Raw genomic sequence first — 16,798 nt, 5'->3', positions numbered from 1 at the left:
CCGAGAACGACCGTTCCGGAGGAGACGCGTGAACGACGTACTCGACGTCGCCCTCCGGCTGGTCGTCGTCTTCGCCGTGTTCCTGGTCCTCCCCCTGGTGGTCGGGCAGACCGAACACAAGGTGATGGCCCATATGCAGGGCCGCCTCGGCCCCATGCACGCGGGCGGCTTCCACGGCTGGGCGCAGCTCATCGCCGACGGTGTGAAGTTCGTACAGAAGGAGGATGTGGTCCCGGCCGACGCCGACCGCCGTATCTTCCAGCTCGCCCCCGCCGTCGCTCTCCTCCCGTATCTGCTCGTCCTGGTTGTGATCCCGGTCGGCCCCGGCGAGGGCGCGGTCGGCCAGGTCGTGGACGCGGGCATCTTCTTCGTCCTCGCCGTGATGGGTGTCGGTGTGCTCGGCTCGCTCATGGCGGGCTGGGCCTCGGCCAACAAGTTCTCCCTTCTCGGCGGACTGCGGACCGCCGCTCAACTCCTCGCGTACGAGCTGCCGATGCTGCTCGCCGCCGCCTCGGTGGCGATGGCGGCCGGCACCGTCTCGCTCCCCGGCATCCTCGATGCCTTCGAGTGGTGGTGGCTGCCCTGGCAGATCGTCGGCGCTCTGGTCTTCTTCGTGGCGGGCCTCGCCGAACTCCAGCGCCCGCCCTTCGACATGCCGGTCGCCGACTCCGAGATCATCTTCGGCGCCTACACCGAATACACCGGTCTGCGCTTCGCCCTGTTCCTCCTCGCCGAGTACGCGGGGATCGTCATCCTCTGCGCACTGACCACCGTCCTCTTCCTCGGCGGCTGGCACGGCCCGTTCGGTGCCGACAGCCTCGGCTGGGTCTGGACGCTCCTCAAGGTGGCCGTCCTCGCCTTCGCCGTCATCTGGCTGCGGGTGAGCTATCCGCGGCTGCGCGAGGACCAGCTCCAGAGGCTCGCCTGGACCGTACTCATCCCGCTCGCTCTCGCGCAGATCGCGCTCACCGGCATCGTGAAGGTGGCGATCGACTAGTGTCCCCGATCCCCGGCTCGGGCCTGGCCAAGGGCCTGGCCGTCACCCTGCGGACGATGACGAGGAAGTCCGTCACCGCGCAGTACCCCGAGACGCAGCCCGAACTCCCGCCCCGCAGCCGGGGCGTGATCGCGCTGTTCGACGAGAACTGCACGGTCTGCATGCTCTGTGCCCGTGAGTGCCCCGACTGGTGCATCTACATCGACTCCCACAAGGAGACCGTGCCGGCCGCGGTCCCCGGGGGCCGCGAGCGCAGCCGCAATGTCCTCGACCGGTTCGCCATCGACTTCGCGCTCTGCATGTACTGCGGTATCTGCATCGAGGTGTGTCCTTTCGACGCGCTGTTCTGGTCACCGGAGTTCGAGTACGCGGAGACGGACATCCGCGACCTCACCCATGAGCGGGACCGGCTCCGCGAATGGATGTGGACGGTGCCGGCGCCACCCGCGCTGGACCCGGGCGCGGAGGAGCCGAAAGAGGTCACCGCGGCCCGCAAGACAGCCGAGAAGCGGGAGGCCGGCGAGTGAGCCTCGCGGCGACCGCGGCGACCGCCACCGCGGCGGCAGAACGCGGCTTCCTCTCACCGACCGGCGTTGAGATCACCTTCGTGCTGGTCGGCCTGGTCACCCTCGGCGCGGCCATAGTCACCGTCACCACCCGCCAACTGGTGCACGCGGCCCTCTGGCTGGTGATGGCGCTCGGCGGCCTGGCCGTCGAATACCTGCTGCTGACGGCGGAGTTCATCGCCTGGGTGCAGGTCCTCATCTATATCGGTTCCGTCGTGGTCCTCCTGCTCTTCGGTCTGATGCTCACCAAGGCGCCCATCGGCCGCTCCCCGGACGCCGATTCGGGCAACCGCCCGGTCGCGCTCGCGGTGGCCCTCGCCGCGGCGGCCGCCCTGGTCTGGGTGGTCGTCGACGCGTTCCGTACGACCTGGATCGACCTGGGCGGTCCGGCCCAGGGCTCCACCGAGGTGTCGGGACGGTTCCTGTTCCGGAACTGGGTGCTGCCCTTCGAAGCCCTCTCCGTTCTTCTGCTCGCCGCACTCGTCGGCGCGATCGTCCTGTCCCGCAAGAACAGCGGCGCGGCGAAGGACGGCAGCCCGGCCGACGAAGACAGCGGCACCCCCGGCGGCAGCGGTAAGGAGCAGCGCTGATGCATCTCGCCTATCCCGCCGTGCTCGCGGCCCTCCTGTTCTGCACCGGGCTGTACGGCGTGCTCGCCCGCCGCAACGCGATCCTCGTCCTGATGTCCGTCGAGCTGATGCTCAACGCCGTCAATCTCAATCTCGTCGCCTTCGACGTCTGGATCCGCGACACCCTGCACACCGGCCAGGCGCTCACCCTCTTCGTCATCGCCATCGCCGCCGCGGAGATCGGCATCGGCCTGGCGATCGTCCTGATGGTCTACCGCAACCGCGGCAGCTCGGACGTCGACCGGCTCCGCGACACCGCTGAACGTGCGGAGCCCGACGCACCGGCGGCAGAGAAGGCCGAGGTCATCGCGTGAACACCACGACCCTCGCCGTGCTGGTCCCGTTGCTTCCGTTCCTCGGCGCGGTCGCGGGACTGCTCCTCGGCCGCACCTCGCCCGGATTCGTACGCCCCCTCGCCGTGCTGCCGACCCTGGCCGCCGCCGCCCTCGCCATCGTCGTGGCCATCCGCCAGGGCGGTGGATCCGGCAGCGGTACGGCGCCGCTGGAAGCCGCGACCCGGTTCACCCCCACCGGCTCGGTCCCCATCGACCTCGCCCTCTTCATCGACGGCTTCGCCGCTCTGGCCGCCGTACTCGTCGGTGTCGTCGCGTCGTGCGTGCAGATCTACTCGACCGGTTATCTGCGCGGCGACGCCCGCTACCCCTCGTACGCGGCGCTCGTCTCCCTCTTCACCTCTGCGATGCTGCTGGTCGTCTACTCCGGCGATCTGATGGTGCTGCTGGTCGGCTGGGAGGTCATGGGCATCTGCTCGTACTTCCTCGTGGGCCACTACTGGGAGACCCCCGAGGCACGCGCGGCCTCCCTCAAGGCGTTCCTGGTCACCAAGCTCGGCGATGTCCCCTTCCTGTTCGGCCTGTTCGCACTCGCCGCCGACGCCGGTACGTTCCGGATCACCGGCATCCTGAACGCCGTCACGAGCGGTGGCCTGGACCACCCCACCCTGGTCGCGCTGTTGCTGCTCGCGGGCGTGGCCGGCAAGTCCGCCCAGTTCCCGCTGCACACCTGGCTGCCCGACGCGATGGCGGGCCCCACGCCCGTCTCCGCGCTGATCCATGCCGCGACGATGGTCGCCGCCGGTATCTACTTCGTGGCCCGGCTCCTCCCCGTCTTCGCCGCCTCCACGGCCGCGATGGTGGTCCTGGGCGCGCTGGCCGCGGTCACCATGGTCGGCTCGGCGCTCGCCGCCCTCGCCCAGGACGACATCAAGCGGGTCCTCGCCTACTCGACCATCGGCCAACTCGGCTACATGTCGGGCGCCCTGGCCGTCGGCGACCGCGACGCGGCCGTCTTCCACCTCCTCGCGCACGGCGTCTTCAAGGCCCTCCTCTTCCTCGGCGCCGGTGTGATCATCCATGCCGCCGGCACCAACTCACTGGCCGCCATGTCCCGGATGAGCGGCCTTCCCCGGCGCATCCCCGACGCCTACTGGACGATGGCGGTCGCCCTGCTCGCCCTCGCCGCGATCCCTCCTTTCGCCGGCTTCTTCTCCAAGGAATCGGTCCTCGTCGCCGCCGAGCACGCCGCCCTGGGCGAGTACGGCAACGGCCCCGGCGCCGCCGGCTGGACGGTACTGATCGCCGGACTCCTCACCGCCCTCCTCACCGCCGCCTACGCCACCCGCCTGTGGCTGCTGGCCTTCCGCGGCCGCGGCGCCGAGGCCCCCGACCACGGCAAGCAGCCCCTCGCCATGAACGCCGTTCTCTGGGTGCTGGCCATCCCCTCCATCGGCCTCGGCCTGGCCGTCGGCCATCTCCCCGAATGGTTCGACGGCCACAGCCTCGCCCCGAACCTCACCACCTCCGTCCTCGGCACCGGAGTCGTCCTCGTCGGTGGTCTGGTCACCTATGGCTGCTGGCGCCACACCACCGCGCTCGCGGCCCGCACCCCGATCGACGCCGTCATCGCGCACCCGGACGCCGAGCCCGCCCTCGCCGAGGTGGAGGCAATGGAGATCCACACCCGTGTCTACGGCTCGCCCGCGACGGCCCCCGACCCGGCCGACCCCAGCCGGCTGCTGCTGGGCCCGCTCCACCGGCATGCCGCGACCGGCTTTCATCTCGACGCCGTTTACCACCGCCTGTTCGTACGCCCCGTCCTGGCCGCCGCCCGGTTGGTCCGCTTCCTGGACCGCGAGGTCGTCGACACCTACGTACGCGGAGCGGGCACGGGCACACGCTGGCTCGGCGCCGCCGTACGCCGCGCGCAGACCGGCAATGTGCAGACCTATGTGAGCGCCCTGCTCGCCGGCTCCGTCGTCCTGGCCGTCGCCGCCGTACTCGTCGCCGCCGGAGCGTGAGCCGTGATCGATATCAGTGAGTCCGTGATGCAGTTCCTTCTCGCGTTGATCGTCGCCGGGCCGCTCATCAGCGCCGTGGCCGCGCTCCTCCCGGCCCCGCCCGGACTGCGGGGCAGGAGCCCCGACCAAGCCGTGCTGCGCCACGGCGTGACCGTGACCGGCGCGATTCTCATCGCCGCGATCGTCCTGGCACTCGGCTTCGACCACGACCAGCCGTCGAGGATGCAGGCCACGACGGACGTGAGCTGGATCGCGGCACTGGACATCCGGATCCACCTCGGCATCGACGGCATCTCACTCCCCCTTCTGGTCCTGACCGCGCTGCTGACCTTCCTCTGCGCGCTCTACAGCTACTTCAAGCCGCCTGTCGGCCCCTCGCCGAAGGCATTCGTCGCCCTGCTGCTCGTCCTCGAGTCCGGCACCCTGGCGACGTTCGCCGTCCTCGATCTGATCCTCTTCTTCCTGGCCTTCGAGATGGTGCTGATCCCGATGTACTTCCTGATCGCCCGCTGGGGCGGATCGGAAGGAGTCACCGGCGGCAGGCAGGCCGCCGCCTGGAAGTTCATCCTCTACACGCTGCTCGGTTCCGTGGTCATGCTGCTCGGCCTGCTGCTCATCGGGCTCCGCGCAGGCACATTCGACATGATGGCACTCGCCACTGACAACGGCCGGGGGCTGAGCACATCCGTGCAGGTCATCGCCGTTCTGGCGATCGGTGTCGGGCTCGCTGTGAAGACTCCGATGTGGCCGCTGCACACGTGGCTGCCGGATGCTCACACCGCCGCCCCGACCGTCGGTTCCGTACTCCTCGCCGGCGTACTGCTCAAGATGGGTACGTACGGTTTCGTCCGCATTGTCCTGCCCATCGCCCCGGACGGGATGCGGATCTTCGCGCCGTACCTCGCCGCCTTCGCCGTCGTCGGCATCGTTTACGGATCCCTCGCCTGTCTCGCACTCGCCGGGCAGGGCGCGGGCGGCGACCTCAAACGGCTGATCGCCTACTCTTCCGTCGGCCACATGGGCTTCGTCCTGCTCGGCATCGCGACCATGACCCCCACCGGCGTCAACGGCGCGCTCTTCGCCAACATCGCCCACGGTCTGATCACCGGCCTGCTGTTCTTCCTGGTCGGAGCGGTCAAGGACCGGTACGGCACCGCCGACCTGGACACCCTCGCCGGCGCCACCGGAGCCGCGCTCTACGGCCGTGCGCCCCGCCTCGGCGGTCTGCTCGCGTTCGCTGCCGTCGCCTCGCTCGGACTGCCCGGACTCGCCGGATTCTGGGGCGAGATGCTCACGATGTTCGGTGCCTTCGACCCCGCGGACGGGCTGAGCCGTCCCGCATTCCTCACCTTCATGGTGATCGCGGGCTTCGGCACCCTGCTCACCGCCGCGTATCTGCTGATCGTCGTACGCCGGGTCTGTATGGGCGTCAAACCGCCGGAAGCGCCGCACCTCGCCGATGTCCGGACGTACGAACTCGCCGCCTGGACCCCGCTCGTCGCCCTGACCGTACTCGCCGGACTCTGGCCCGCGGCCCTCCTCGGCCTCACCGACCCCGCCGTGCAGCAGCTTCTCGCAGGAGGCAAGTCGTGACCGTGGCCGCCGCCGGGAGCATCGCGAGCGCCGCCGGGCTCGTCCAGTCCATCGACTGGCTCGCGATCGCGCCCCCCACCATCACGGCGGTGGCCGCTCTGGTCGTCCTGGTCGCCGATCTCTTCGTACCGGAGCAGCGCAAACCGCTCCTCGGGGCCCTGACGGTCACCGGTCTCGTCGCCGCCCTCCTCACGCTGCTGCCTCTGCGTGACGGTGGCCGCTCAACCTTCTGTCTTCCCGCCGACCCCACGGTGTGCAGCTACACCGCCGACCACTTCGCGCTGGTCATCCAGTTGCTGGTGCTCGGAGGGGCGCTGCTCACCGCACTGCTCTCGCTCAGCGGTATCCGGGAACTCCCCGTGGGGGAGTACTGGTTTCTGCTGCTCGCCTCCGCGGCCGGCGCGGCCCTGCTGCCCGCCTCGCGCGATCTCGCCACCCTGGTCGTCGCACTCGAAGTCGCCTCCCTGCCCGCCTTCGCGCTGGTGGGACTGAGGCGCGGCGACCGGCGCTCCTCCGAGGCCGCGCTGAAGTTCTTCCTCTCCTCGGTCACGGCGACGGCCGTGATGCTCCTGGGCGTCAGCTTCGTGTACGCCGCGACGGGCAGCCTCCACCTCACTCGGGTCGCCGCCCGGCTGGACGGCGGCGTCCCCGCCCAACTGGTCACCCTCGCCACGGCGGGCGTTGCCCTGACCCTGGTCGGATTCGCCTTCAAGACGGCCGCGGCCCCCTTCCACTTCTGGGTCCCCGACACCTATGTGGGTGCGCCGCTGCCCATCGCCGCGTATCTCTCCGTCGTCGGCAAGGCGGTCGGCTTCTCGGGCCTCATCCTGGTGACCGTCGTCGGTTTCCCCTCGTACGCGCACGTCTGGGGGCCGGTCCTCGCGGTGCTCGCCGCGCTCACCATGACCGTCGGAAACACCGCGGCGCTGCGCCAGTCGGCCACGCGCGCGGGCGGCGCCGTACGGCTGCTCGCCTGGTCGTCCGTCGGCCAGGCCGGCTACCTCCTGGTGCCGATCGCCGCCGCCGGCTACGCGGACACGGCACGGATCGGGTCGACCGTCGCGTACGCCCTGATGTACGCCATCGTCAACCTGGGTGCTTTCGCCGTCGTCGTTCTGGTGACGCGTACGAAGCCGCTGAACCGCCTCTCCGACTACCGGGGCCTCGCCTCCCAGCGACCGGCCGTCGCCCTCGCGATGGGCTTCTTCCTGCTCTGCCTGGCGGGGCTGCCGCCCGGCATCATCGGCCTGTTCGCCAAGGTCACCGTCTTCTCGACGGCCGTCGACGCGGGGCTCGGCTGGCTGGCGGTCGTCATGGCGGTCAATGTGGTGATCGCGCTCTACTACTACCTCCAGTGGACCGCGGCCCTCTTCCGCGCCCCGGAGGGCACTCCCACAGGTGACGGCTCCGGCGAGCCCTCAGGGGCGGGTGAACTGGTCATACGCCCCGCCCCGGCAGCACTCACCGCGGCCATCGCCCTGACCGCCGTGGCAGCGCTCGCCCTCTCAGGAGCGCCCCAACTGGTGCTGCGCTTCGCCGCCACCGGCCTGTTCTGAGACCAGCCGAAGACCACCGGGACCACGAACCCCGTCCCGTCACACCGCTCTCCTCCGTGCCGCACCACCCGGACGGCGTACGCCCGGGTCCGCGCGCGCAAGGGAACCCGCACCGCTCGCCTGGCGTTGACCAGTACGGAAGGGTCCACTGGAGAGTGGAGAAGCACCAGAAAAGGGTTCCCCTGCCGCACGACCTGGAGGGCGTACCGTGCACCGCCGGCACAATGGGTTGAGGACCGCCGTACTCCTCGGGGGACTGTCCGCACTCATCATCGGGATCGGCAGCGTCTTCGGCCGTACGGGCCTGATCGTCGCGCTTGTCGTGGCCATCGGCACCAACGCGTACGCCTACTGGAACAGCGACAAGCTGTCGCTGCGCGCCATGCGCGCCCGCCCCGTCAGCGAGTTCGAGGCGCCGCAGCTCTACCGCATCGTCCGCGAGCTGTCGACCGCGGCCCGCCAGCCCATGCCGCGGCTGTACATCTCACCGACCCAGGCGCCCAACGCCTTCGCCACGGGCCGCAATCCCCGTAACGCCGCGGTCTGCTGCACGGAGGGGATCCTCCAGATACTCGACGAGCGCGAGCTGCGTGGAGTGCTCGGCCATGAACTGAGCCATGTCTACAACCGCGACATCCTGATCTCCTCGGTCGCGGGAGCCCTCGCCTCGGTCGTCATGTTCCTGGTCAATTTCGCCTGGCTCATCCCGGTGGGCCGTTCCGACGACGATGACGGGCCCGGCATCGTCGGGTTTCTCCTGATCATGATCCTGGGACCCCTTGCGGCCTCGGTCATCCAGCTCGCGGTGAGCCGGTCCCGGGAGTACGAGGCGGATGCCTCGGGCGCGCAGATCACCGGCGATCCGCTCGCCCTGGCGAGCGCGCTGCGGAAGCTGGACGCGGGGACGAGACAGCTCCCGCTGCCGCCCGAGCCACGCATCGAGACCGCCAGCCACATGATGATCGCGAATCCCTTCCGCCCGGGACAGGGGTTCGCGAAGCTGTTCTCGACGCACCCGCCGATGGCGGAGCGCATCGCCCGACTGGAACAGATGGCAGGTCGCCGACCATGAAGACAATCCTCAACATCATTTGGCTCGTCCTGTGCGGCTTCTGGATGTGCCTTGGATATCTGCTGGCGGGCGTGCTGCTGTGCGTCACGATCATCGGAATCCCGTTCGGCGTGGCCGCCTTCCGCATCGGACTCTTCGCGCTGTGGCCGTTCGGCTACACCGCGGTCGAGCGGCCCGGCGCCGGGGCGCCGTCGTGCGTCGCCAATGTGCTGTGGCTGATTCTCGCGGGCTGGTGGCTCGCCCTCGGCCATGTCCTCACGGGCATCGCGCTCTGCGTGTCCATCATCGGAATCCCGCTGGCCCTCGCCAACTTCAAGCTGATCCCGATCTCGCTGATGCCGCTCGGCAAGGAAATCGTGCCCACCGACCAGCGGTTCGGGACGCGCTGACCCAGGTCAGGGGCGGGCGGCGCGGAGTTGTCCACAGGGCGGGCCGACTGTCCGTGCCATGGTCCACCATGAACTCATGACCGAGACCGAGCAGTTACAGAAGTCCGCCACTGTTGCGCGCCCGCGGGGGCAGAAGTGTATTGGGTACGCCGTGCGCCGGGCCACCGTCGCCGTTCACGGCGGCCGTGTCGCAACCGCGCCCGGCTTCCCCGGCGTCCTGAGGGGCAACAGCAGGAAAGGCAGGTTCAGCGTATGAGCATTCTCGGCTGGATCATTCTCGGACTGATCGCCGGAGCCGTCGCCAAGATTTTGCTTCCCGGCCGCGACCCCGGCGGGCTGATCGGCACGACGGTCATCGGTATCGCCGGCGCCTTCATCGGAGGCTGGATCTCGGCCCGGTGGCTCGACCGGCCCATATCCGCGGATTTCTACGACGGTGCGACGTGGGGCGCCGCCATCGGCGGGGCGCTCGTCCTGCTCGTCATATACAGGCTCCTCTTCGGCCACTCCCGGTCCCGCTGACCCGGCAGGAAAGGCCTCAGCCGAGGCCCGTCTCCCGCAGGGTGATGTTCAGCCGTCCGCCGCGCAGGCCGGTCGCCGGGTCGGCCGTACCGGGGAAGACCCTGGGCACGCCGTGGTAGGCGAAGCGGGACGCTCCTCCGAAGACGAAGAGGTCGCCGGAGGAGAGTTCGACATCGGTGTACGGCCGCCCCCGGTTCTCCGTACCGCCGAAGCGGAAGACACAACGGTCGCCGATGCTCAGGGACACCACCGGCGCGCCGGACTTCTCGTCCTTGTCCTGGTGCATCCCCATCTTCGCGCCGCCCTCATAGAAGTTGATCAGCGCGGTGTCCGGGGTGTACGCCGCACCGGCCGCCGGGTCGCCGTACGCCTCGGTGACCGCGGCACGCCCCAGTTGTACGAGCCAGTCGGGGAACTCGGCGACCCGGGCCCCGTTCACATCCCCGGCGGTACGGGTGTACGTGTACGGCTGCCAGTGCCAGCCCACGCAGACGGTCTGTACGGACATGACCCCGCCGCTCGGCAGCACCGTGTGCCGGATCGGCACCGGCCCGCGGGCCCACTCGCGGCAGGCGCTCACCAGCTCCCGCTGCCGTTCCTCCGACAGCCAGTCGGGGACATGCACGGCCCCGGGCGCGATGACCGCCCGTGGCCTCGGGAACAGTTCTCCGCTCATGACACGAGAGCACCCTCCAGGCCGAGGAGGCGCTCCTTGCGCTCCAGACCGGCGGCGTACCCGCGCAGCGCTCCGTCAGCGCCGATCACGCGGTGGCACGGCCGTACGACCAGCAGAGGATTCCGCCCGATGGCGGTACCCACCGCCCGAACCCCGGCCCCGGAGGAGCCGACCCGCGCGGCGATCTGCCCGTACGTCACGGTCTCGCCGTACGGAATGGTGTCCAGCGCCCGCCAGACCCGCCGCTGGAAGTCCGTGCCGACGTCCGCGTACTCCAGATCGAACCGCGTCAGCGTGCCGTCGAAGTACGCCCTGAACTGCCCGGCGATCTCCTCGAAAGCCTCGGGCGCCCGGACCCAGCCGTCCCGCACGACGGCCGCGCCCTTCTGCCCGGGCAGGGAGACCGAGGCGAGCGCGACACCGCCCTTGGCGGTGGCGGACTCCCGGCCGACCAGCAGCAGTTCACCCAGCGGACTGCCGATCGTCGTGTACACGGTCAGAGCCATGACCCGCTCCTCTCCTCGCACCGTGGTCTTCGGTGCCTCAGTGACGAGTCTCTGCCTCCGGAGCCCGCGAAGCTGGCGGAATTCGGACACCACCGTGCGGGTCGGATCACATGGTCACCGGTAGTTCACGAACTGGAGGGCGAAGTCGAAGTCCTGGCCCTTCAGCAGTGCGATCACCGTCTGGAGGTCGTCGCGGCTCTTCGAGCTGACCCGCAGCTCGTCGCCCTGCACCTGGGCCTTGACCCCCTTGGGGCCCTGGTCGCGGATGATCTTCGCGACCTTCTTGGCGTTGTCCTGGGAGATGCCCTCCTCGATCGAGGCGAAGATCTTGTACTCCTTGCCGGAGAGCTGGGGCTCGCCGGCGTCCAGCGCCTTCAGGGAGATCCCGCGCTTGATCAGCTTCGACTGGAAGACATCGAGGATCGCGTTGACCCGCTCCTCCGAGTTCGCCTCCATCAGGATCTTCTCGCCGGACCAGCCGATGGAGGCTCCGACGTTCTTGAAGTCGTAACGCTGAGAGATTTCCTTCGCGGCCTGGTTGAGGGCGTTGTCGACCTCCTGCCGCTCGACCTTCGAGACGATGTCGAAACTGGAGTCGGCCATGTCCTGTGGCTCCTTGTATCGGTGCGGCCCGGATGCTCACCGGGTGCACATCGGGTGCTCGTCGCATGCTCGCTGCGCGGCCGGACACCGCCGGTCGCTGCCGTAAAGCCTAGTCACCCGCACCCGCCCGGAGCGCTGATCAATCCGGTGGCGGAGCACCCCTGGGCATCGGGTATCGTTTACGTCGTTGCCACGGAGCACCGCCTCACAGCGGCCCACCCGGTCGGCAGCGACATCCCATGGCGGTGTGCCCGAGTGGCCAATGGGAGCGGACTGTAAATCCGTCGGCTTAGCCTACCCAGGTTCGAATCCTGGCGCCGCCACGCGATAAAAGAGATGGCCCCTGACCTGCGGAAACGCAGGCCAGGGGCCATTTTTGTGCGCTATGGCCATGGACGGTGTTGCACGGGCCGAGTCATGGCCCGCGCCCCGCAGGTCCCGCTCGGCGCCGAACAGGCATGGCCGATCGGGGAGTTGAGGAAGGCGTCCTGCGGCTCGGCCCCGGCTCAGCGGGCGGCTGTCTTCGTGGCCTCCGTCACCGAGGTCGGCCCGCTGGTCAGTTCCAGGGTGAGGCCCGTCGTGGCCGGGGTGTCCAGGAGTTCCGCGAGGACCGCCGCCACATCGTCGCGGGGCACCGCGCCCCGCTTCACCGACTCCGCCAGCAGGACAAGTCCCGTGCCCGCGTCGTTCGTCAGCATCCCCGGACGCAGCACCGTCCAGTCGAGGCCCGGCTTGGACCGTACGTACACCTCCGCCTTGCCCTTGGCGCGCAGATACGCGTCGAAGACCGCGTCCCCGCGGTGATCCGGGTCGGCGCCCATCGAGGAGACGAGGAGATAGCGCCGTACGCCGGCACGCTCCGCGGCGTCCGCGAAGAGGACCGCCGCGCCGCGGTCCACCGTGTCCTTGCGCGCCGCGCCGCTCCCGCTGCCCGCGCCCGCCGCGAACACCGCGCCGTCCGCGCCCTCCAGGACCGCGGCGACCTCCTCGACCGAGGCCGACTCCAGGTCCAGGACGACCGGTTCGGCGCCCGCGGTCCGCAGATCCTCCGCCTGATCCGGGTCGCGGATGATCCCCGCGACCTCGTTTCCGCGCCCGGCGAGCAACCGCTCCAGCCGTAGCGCGATCTGACCATGCCCTCCGGCGATCACAATTCGCATGGACACGACCGTACGCCGGATGGTCATGACCGTCCGAGCGACCGGGCCGCGCCACCCCCGCCGTCGGCCCTCGCACAGACCCTGCCGCCGGCTCCTTCACGGACCCTGCCACCGGCCCCTCACCGAACCTCGAACCTGCCGCCGGCCTCCGCGCAGACCCCGCCCCCGCTCCCCACGGGACGCCGTCCCCGCGTCCGTCAAGGACCGCCGTGCGCCGGGTCGGAGCGTCCCTGGCGCGGGAGTTCCAGCGCGACCGTCGCCGCCGTGTCGCAGTACTCCCGTACCGCGCTCGTCCGCGCCACCACCCGCCCCCGGTGGATCACGATCCTGCTGTACGCCAGCGACAGCGTGTCCGCGATCCGCTCCCCGCGCACCGCCAGCAGCTCCGCGGGAAAGCCCGCCTCCACCCGTACCTCCGGCAGCCCCATCGCCGCCCGAGCCGCCCCGCTCACCGCGTCGTACGCGTCCGCCGCCCGCATCCCGGACTGCGAGGCCAGCAGATACGCGGCCTCCAGCGGATCTCCGCGCCCCACGGGATTCGACACGTCCCGCAGCGCCCCGCTGCCCGCCGTGACCCGGACCCCGGCCGCGCGCAGCAGGGACACGGGGGCGACGCCCCGCTGCTCGGGACCGCCGCGTTCGACACCGCCGCAGCCTCCCTGCGGCAGACAGACCACCGTCACCCCGGCCGCCGCCAACTGGGCGGCCGACCGGGCCGCCACCTCGGTCGGCAGCCGGGCCAGCCCCGCGCACGGCCCGAGTGTCACACCGGGCCGCATGCCGCCCGCCATCGCCGCCAGCCGGGCGAGCCGCGCCGGATTGTCACCGTCCGTATGCAGATCGACCGGACAGCCGTGCTCGGCGGCGACCCCCAGCACCGCCTCCACATAACCCGCCGGATCAGGGTCGAGATCGGGGCAGCCGCCCACCACCCCCGCGCCCATCTTCACCGCGTCCCGCAGCATCGCGAGCCCGTCGGCGCCCGCGAGCCCCGTCAGCAGCCGCGGCACCGCGACGGCGGTCAGATCGCCGAGGCCGCGTAGCGAGCGCCGGGCCTGGAGGACCGCCTCCATCCGGCCGAGTTCCTGCGCGTCCCCGATCCGTACATGCGAACGCAGCGCGGTCGCGCCGTGCCCGAGCTGGAGCAGGGTGGCCTCGGTGGCGCGGCGCTGGACGTCCTCGGGGGCGTACGACACCGGGCCGTCGCAGGCGGGCGCGGTGAGCGCGGTGTCGCTGTGGGCGTGCGGTTCCGCGGGGGCGGGGAGCAGCAGATAACCGGCGAGATCCACCCGGGTGCCCTGCGCGCTGAGGCTGCCGGCCGTGCCCACCGCCTCGATCCGGCCCCCGCTGAGCCGTACGTCGACGGTACGGCCGTCGGTGAGACGGGCGCCGCAGAGCACCAGCGCGGCGGGATCGGCCGTGGCGCCGCCGGGCGGCTGCGGCTGGCTGTCGGGCATCGGGCTCCTGGTCGGGACTGTCTGGGCGGGCTCGGGCGTACGGGCATCGCGGCGAGCCCGCGCAGCGTGAGTCGAGCCTAGGGGCGGCCCCGCCGTGCTTCGAGGAGGAGCGCAATAGTCGTACCGGCGCGCCCGTCCGGTGGCTCATGAGCGTCCAGGGGCCGTCGGGGCACCTGGGACAGGAGTCCGGAGAAGTGCCGGGAGGGATCAACGAGGAGCCACCGAGGAGCCACCGACGGGCGGCTGAGGGGTCACTGAGGGGCCGTTGAGGGGGCCACTGACGGGCCGCTGCGTGGCCGCGGACACAGCGTCACCGGAGCAGCGGTGACACAGCGGCGAGACGACGGCGAGACCGGGCCAGAGCCGGGAAAGTGGCCGGGAAACGGATTTGGGCGAACGGCAATCGACCGTGTAATGTCTTCATCGCTCGCCCCAATAGCTCAGTCGGTAGAGCGTCTCCATGGTAAGGAGAAGGTCTACGGTTCGATTCCGTATTGGGGCTCAGATGTTCGGTGATCCTCGCCCGTCCGGGCGAGGAGATCCAACATCGCAGCGGTGTAGCTCAGTCGGTAGAGCAAGCGGCTCATAATCGCTGTGTCACCGGTTCAAGTCCGGTCACCGCTACACACAGTAGCCGATTGTGGGGTCGGTCCTTCGATCGGCTACTCTTTTCTGCGTTCATCTGTTCATCCGTTGTCCGTCCAAGGAGCACTCACGTGGCTGCCACCGACGTCCGCCCGAAGATCACGCTGGCCTGCGTGGAGTGCAAGGAGCGGAACTACATCACCAAGAAGAACCGGCGCAACAACCCGGACCGTCTTGAGATGAAGAAGCATTGCCCGCGCTGCAACTCGCACACCGCGCACCGCGAAACGCGCTGAATCAGGCTCGTCTGCGAGGCCGTCCCCATTGGGGGACGGCCTCGTGTCGTTTGTGGCGGCCCCCGTGTCGTTATGTAGTGGTCACATCCATCAGGAGGGAGCGAGTCCATGGCGCTCGATCAGTCCTTCGTGGGGCGGAGCTATCCCCCCACCGAGCCGTACGAGGTCGGCCGGGAGAAGATCCGCGAGTTCGCCGAGGCGGTGCGCGATCCCAATCCGGTGTACACGGACCCCGAGGCCGCCAAGGCGCTTGGTTACAGCGACCTGATCGCCCCGCCGACGTTTGTGTTCGCGATCACCTTCAAGGCGGCGGGCGATGTCATCGCGGATCCGCAGTTGGGCCTTGACTACAGCCGGGTGGTGCACGGCGACCAGAAGTTCGCGTACACCCGTCCCGTACGGGCGGGGGACCGGCTGTCCGTCACCTCGACCATCGAGACGATCAAGTCCCTGGCCGGGAACGACATCATCGACGTACGGGGCGAAGTGCACGACGAGGCCGGCGAGCATGTGGTGACCGCGTGGACGAAGCTGGTGGCGCGGGCCGCCGGGGAGGCATGAGACCGATGACCGCGAAGATCGGTTACGACGAGGTCGAGGTCGGTACGGAGCTGCCCGCGCAGAGCTTCCCCGTCACCCGGGCGACGCTGGTGCGGTACGCGGGTGCGTCGGGGGACTTCAACCCGATCCACTGGAACGAGAAGTTCGCGAAGGAGGTCGGTCTCCCGGACGTCATCGCGCACGGCATGTTCACCATGGCCGAGGCGATCCGGGTGGTGACCGACTGGGTCGGCGACCCGGGGGCCGTCGTCGAGTACGGTGTCCGCTTCACCAAGCCCGTCGTGGTGCCCAATGACGACAAGGGCGCGCTGGTCGAGGTCAGCGCCAAGGTCGCGGCCAAGCTGGACGACGGCAGGGTACGAGTGGACCTGACGGCCATGAGCGCGGGCCAGAAGGTGCTGGGCATGTCCCGCGCGGTCGTACGGCTGGCCTGACCGGCGCCACCAGGTCGACGCAGGTGGGCCCACATCACGCAGGTGGGCATCACGCCGCGTACGCAGCAAAAACCACACCACGTACGTCAGGATCACAGCGCGTAGGTAAGGGGCGCCGGCCATTACGGGCGCCCCTTACGCCGGGACCTCGCCCATACCGAGGGTTGACAGAGTTAGTAAGTACTCAATAACTTTCTCGTATGGTCAGGATGAGCGCAGAAGAGCGGCGCGAGAGCGTCGTCCGCGCGGCGATCACCGAGTTCGCCCGCGCCGGGTACAACGGCACCTCCACGGAGGCGATCGCCCGCCGGGTCGGTGTCTCGCAGCCGTACCTCTTCCGGCTCTTCCCCAACAAAGAGGCCATCTTCCTCGGCGCCGCCCAGCGCAGTCTCGCGGACACCACTCGCGTCCTCCGGCAGGCGTCCGAGGGGCTGGAGGGCGAGGAGGCCCTCCACTCCATGGCCACCGCCTACCAGCAGCTCATCTCCGAGGACCCGGAAAAGCTGCACATGCAGATGCAGATGTATGTCGCGGTGGCGGCAGCCGAGGCCGCGGGCGACCACGCCTTCGGCGATTCCGTACGGGCCGGCTGGATGGAGCTCTGGGACATGGTCCATCTCGCGCTCGGGGCCGACGTCGACACGACCACCGACTTCCTGGCCTACGGGATGCTGATCAACACCCTTGTCTCGCTGGGCTTTCCGTCTCAGGACCGTGTCTGGTCCGGGTTCTTCCCTTCGGCACGCCCGGTGGACCCGGAGCGGCCGGCAGACGGCTGAACCGCGCTCACTCGCCCGTGCGCGGCCCTGCCCGCGCACGCCCCGTTCTTCTGCCCCAGAAGTCTTCTGCCCCAAAAAATTAGTAATCAATAACTAACCC

At 69.8% G+C, this 16,798-nt stretch carries 19 protein-coding genes and 3 tRNA genes; 17 read left to right on the top strand and 5 right to left on the bottom strand.

The features are described 5' to 3' along the window. The first annotated feature begins 28 nt into the window (after positions 1–28). From KQY30_RS14210 to KQY30_RS14165, 10 genes are all read left to right on the top strand, one after another. Positions 29–997 carry a complex I subunit 1 family protein gene (locus KQY30_RS14210; protein ID WP_217307129.1) on the top strand — a complete coding sequence of 323 codons (969 nt, stop codon included), beginning with the start codon at positions 29–31 and terminating at the stop codon, positions 995–997. Further along, entirely contained in the window at positions 997–1,524 is a 528-nt protein-coding gene (locus KQY30_RS14205) for an NADH-quinone oxidoreductase subunit I (RefSeq protein WP_217307128.1), read from the top strand. Before KQY30_RS14210 ends, KQY30_RS14205 begins: the two co-directional genes overlap by 1 nt. After that, positions 1,521–2,153, top strand: a complete 633-nt coding sequence (locus KQY30_RS14200; protein ID WP_217307127.1) for an NADH-quinone oxidoreductase subunit J — start codon at positions 1,521–1,523, stop codon at positions 2,151–2,153. Before KQY30_RS14205 ends, KQY30_RS14200 begins: the two co-directional genes overlap by 4 nt. Beyond that, positions 2,153–2,506 carry an NADH-quinone oxidoreductase subunit NuoK gene (gene nuoK / locus KQY30_RS14195; protein WP_217307126.1) on the top strand — a complete coding sequence of 118 codons (354 nt, stop codon included), beginning with the start codon at positions 2,153–2,155 and terminating at the stop codon, positions 2,504–2,506. Before KQY30_RS14200 ends, nuoK begins: the two co-directional genes overlap by 1 nt. Beyond that, positions 2,503–4,509: an NADH-quinone oxidoreductase subunit L gene (locus tag KQY30_RS14190; RefSeq protein ID WP_217307125.1), complete on the top strand. Its 2,007-nt coding sequence runs from the start codon at positions 2,503–2,505 to the stop codon at positions 4,507–4,509. Before nuoK ends, KQY30_RS14190 begins: the two co-directional genes overlap by 4 nt. A gap of 3 nt (positions 4,510–4,512) precedes the next feature. Continuing rightward, positions 4,513–6,102, top strand: a complete 1,590-nt coding sequence (locus KQY30_RS14185; protein ID WP_217307124.1) for a NuoM family protein — start codon at positions 4,513–4,515, stop codon at positions 6,100–6,102. Then, positions 6,099–7,658, top strand: coding sequence for an NADH-quinone oxidoreductase subunit N (locus KQY30_RS14180; RefSeq protein WP_254407122.1), 1,560 nt, complete (start codon positions 6,099–6,101; stop codon positions 7,656–7,658). The genes KQY30_RS14185 and KQY30_RS14180 overlap by 4 nt, the downstream gene beginning before the upstream one ends. 208 nt (positions 7,659–7,866) lie before the next feature. Further along, positions 7,867–8,730, top strand: coding sequence for a zinc metalloprotease HtpX (gene htpX / locus KQY30_RS14175; RefSeq protein WP_217307123.1), 864 nt, complete (start codon positions 7,867–7,869; stop codon positions 8,728–8,730). Beyond that, positions 8,727–9,119 carry a YccF domain-containing protein gene (locus KQY30_RS14170; RefSeq protein ID WP_217307122.1) on the top strand — a complete coding sequence of 131 codons (393 nt, stop codon included), beginning with the start codon at positions 8,727–8,729 and terminating at the stop codon, positions 9,117–9,119. The genes htpX and KQY30_RS14170 overlap by 4 nt, the downstream gene beginning before the upstream one ends. A 252-nt stretch (positions 9,120–9,371) precedes the next feature. Then, positions 9,372–9,641, top strand: a complete 270-nt coding sequence (locus KQY30_RS14165; protein WP_217307121.1) for a GlsB/YeaQ/YmgE family stress response membrane protein — start codon at positions 9,372–9,374, stop codon at positions 9,639–9,641. A gap of 16 nt (positions 9,642–9,657) precedes the next feature. On the opposite strand, the gene KQY30_RS14160 is transcribed toward KQY30_RS14165, so the two are convergent. The 3 genes from KQY30_RS14160 to KQY30_RS14150 all read right to left on the bottom strand — a co-directional run bounded on the left by KQY30_RS14160 (position 9,658) and on the right by KQY30_RS14150 (position 11,426). Then, positions 9,658–10,317, bottom strand: a complete 660-nt coding sequence (locus tag KQY30_RS14160) for an alpha-ketoglutarate-dependent dioxygenase AlkB (protein WP_217307120.1) — start codon at positions 10,315–10,317, stop codon at positions 9,658–9,660. Continuing rightward, positions 10,314–10,817: a methylated-DNA--[protein]-cysteine S-methyltransferase gene (locus tag KQY30_RS14155; RefSeq protein WP_217311048.1), complete on the bottom strand. Its 504-nt coding sequence runs from the start codon at positions 10,815–10,817 to the stop codon at positions 10,314–10,316. The genes KQY30_RS14160 and KQY30_RS14155 overlap by 4 nt, the downstream gene beginning before the upstream one ends. 120 nt (positions 10,818–10,937) lie before the next feature. Next, positions 10,938–11,426 carry a YajQ family cyclic di-GMP-binding protein gene (locus tag KQY30_RS14150; RefSeq protein ID WP_046497806.1) on the bottom strand — a complete coding sequence of 163 codons (489 nt, stop codon included), beginning with the start codon at positions 11,424–11,426 and terminating at the stop codon, positions 10,938–10,940. Between the two features lie 241 nt (positions 11,427–11,667). Here KQY30_RS14150 and KQY30_RS14145 point away from each other — a divergent pair. Next, positions 11,668–11,749 (top strand) — tRNA-Tyr (locus tag KQY30_RS14145). 183 nt (positions 11,750–11,932) lie between these two features. On the opposite strand, the gene KQY30_RS14140 is transcribed toward KQY30_RS14145, so the two are convergent. Both KQY30_RS14140 and KQY30_RS14135 read right to left on the bottom strand, forming a co-directional pair. Beyond that, positions 11,933–12,586 (bottom strand): SDR family oxidoreductase, encoded by a 654-nt coding sequence (locus KQY30_RS14140; protein WP_217307119.1) that lies wholly within the window; start codon positions 12,584–12,586, stop codon positions 11,933–11,935. A gap of 197 nt (positions 12,587–12,783) precedes the next feature. Continuing rightward, positions 12,784–14,043, bottom strand: coding sequence for an amidohydrolase family protein (locus KQY30_RS14135; RefSeq protein ID WP_217307118.1), 1,260 nt, complete (start codon positions 14,041–14,043; stop codon positions 12,784–12,786). A gap of 429 nt (positions 14,044–14,472) precedes the next feature. Here KQY30_RS14135 and KQY30_RS14130 point away from each other — a divergent pair. The 6 genes from KQY30_RS14130 to KQY30_RS14105 all read left to right on the top strand — a co-directional run bounded on the left by KQY30_RS14130 (position 14,473) and on the right by KQY30_RS14105 (position 16,698). Then, positions 14,473–14,545 (top strand) — tRNA-Thr (locus tag KQY30_RS14130). A 49-nt stretch (positions 14,546–14,594) separates the two neighbouring features. Next, a tRNA-Met gene (locus KQY30_RS14125) sits at positions 14,595–14,667 on the top strand. A 92-nt stretch (positions 14,668–14,759) separates the two neighbouring features. After that, a complete protein-coding gene (rpmG, locus tag KQY30_RS14120) occupies positions 14,760–14,924 on the top strand; it encodes a 50S ribosomal protein L33 (RefSeq protein WP_003956487.1) in 165 nt (54 codons plus the stop codon). Between the two features lie 108 nt (positions 14,925–15,032). Next, a complete protein-coding gene (locus KQY30_RS14115) occupies positions 15,033–15,485 on the top strand; it encodes a MaoC family dehydratase N-terminal domain-containing protein (protein ID WP_217307117.1) in 453 nt (150 codons plus the stop codon). A gap of 5 nt (positions 15,486–15,490) precedes the next feature. Beyond that, positions 15,491–15,919: a MaoC family dehydratase gene (locus tag KQY30_RS14110; RefSeq protein ID WP_217307116.1), complete on the top strand. Its 429-nt coding sequence runs from the start codon at positions 15,491–15,493 to the stop codon at positions 15,917–15,919. A 200-nt stretch (positions 15,920–16,119) separates the two neighbouring features. Beyond that, a complete protein-coding gene (locus tag KQY30_RS14105; RefSeq protein WP_217307115.1) occupies positions 16,120–16,698 on the top strand; it encodes a TetR/AcrR family transcriptional regulator in 579 nt (192 codons plus the stop codon). The last annotated feature ends 100 nt before the right edge of the window (positions 16,699–16,798 follow it).

The organism is Streptomyces sp. GMY02 (assembly GCF_019056675.1).
Taxonomy (GTDB): Bacteria; Actinomycetota; Actinomycetes; order Streptomycetales; family Streptomycetaceae; genus Streptomyces; species Streptomyces odonnellii.
This window is presented reverse-complemented; position numbering and strand designations above follow the sequence as displayed.